Genomic DNA, 1,311 nt, shown 5'->3' on the forward strand with positions numbered 1-1,311 from the left:
TTAATGGTTGCTAAGCGGCGAAGCGGGTCCGCTTCATTGGTTGCTAAGCTAGCGATCATAAAACTAATGGCCGTACCTGTGCCTGTGTCATCCGCAGGGCGAATATTAACCGGAATACCTGCTGTTAAAGGTTGCTCAGGTAATTGTCCTTTTTCTAATAGGAACTGCCTCAACGAGGTGCCACATAAATAAAGCACAATATCGTTTAACGAGGCATCCGCCTCTGCTGCCAGTTTCTTAATTCTGTCTAAAGAATATTGCTGTGTAGCAAAGCGGCGAGCGGCTTGCACCCGGGTGTTAATGGTTGAATTAGGACCAGTAAACGGAGCAGAAAGTTTAACTCTATCCTGAACGGATGAACTGACCAGTTTTGCCAACGCACCCACTAACTGCGGGGTGTTCGAGGCTTGTTCTTTGATTGCGTCGATAGCTTGATCAAGCGCGCCTTGCCAAGTCGCAATGTGTTCGCCGCTTTTAATTTTCTTTGGCGTACCAATAGACCAAGGCGGTCTTGTATCGATATCGTCTGGAGACTCGCTTAGTGTGCGTTGCAATAAACGTACACCGCTTATGCCATCAATTAAGGAGTGGTGCATTTTGGTGTAGATGGCAAAGCGATTATTTTCCAGACCTTCGATGACATGGCACTCCCATAGAGGGCGTTTAAAGTCCATACGGTTGGAGTGTAATCTCGATACAAGTATACCCAACTCTCGTTCACCGCCTGGTTTGGGTAGAGCCGAATGACGTACGTGATAATCTAGGTCTATGTTCTTATCGATAACCCAAGACGGTGCGAGTAAGCGGCCCAGTAAGCTAGGCTTCGCGAGCTTTTTGTTCCAGGGGGAAACAATATCTCCAGCCGATTTCATGCGATGAACATCGTCGCGTAAAAAATTAGCAGGAGCATCTTTGGGGAGAGATAAAATTTGCAGATTGCCAACATGCATTGGCGTCTCTTCGGTATCCAATGCCAACCAAGAGGCATCAAGTATGTTTATCTTGTTATTCTGAGTCATTTTGCCAGGCCTTTTGGGAGTAATGAATACAAAGCGGAATCTTAACACACTTACTATATTAGACCATTAAACTTTATTGCCTAGGTCTATGAAGATATCGGAACTATTTATGTTCGCAGACAAGAAATTTACTTTTGGTATAGCAAATTTTGAAATGGAGTTGTCGTGAACCTTTTATTCGGCAGGGAGGGGGAATGGGGGCATATCGCGAATGGAGTTTTAAGAACCTGAAGATAGAGCAGGCTAAATGAAGTTAGAACAACTTTAGCCTGCTAGAGAAGCATAATACTAC

1 protein-coding gene is annotated in these 1,311 nt (G+C 44.8%); it reads right to left on the reverse strand.

Going from position 1 to position 1,311, the window contains the following annotated elements; all coding sequences use genetic code 11:
- The coding region (locus A3766_RS05225; RefSeq protein WP_068641848.1) for a wax ester/triacylglycerol synthase family O-acyltransferase at window positions 1-1,019 on the reverse strand (1,019 nt) is incomplete at its 3' end.
- Window positions 1,020-1,311: the final 292 nt, after the last annotated feature.

Source organism: Oleiphilus sp. HI0132 (assembly GCF_001635845.1).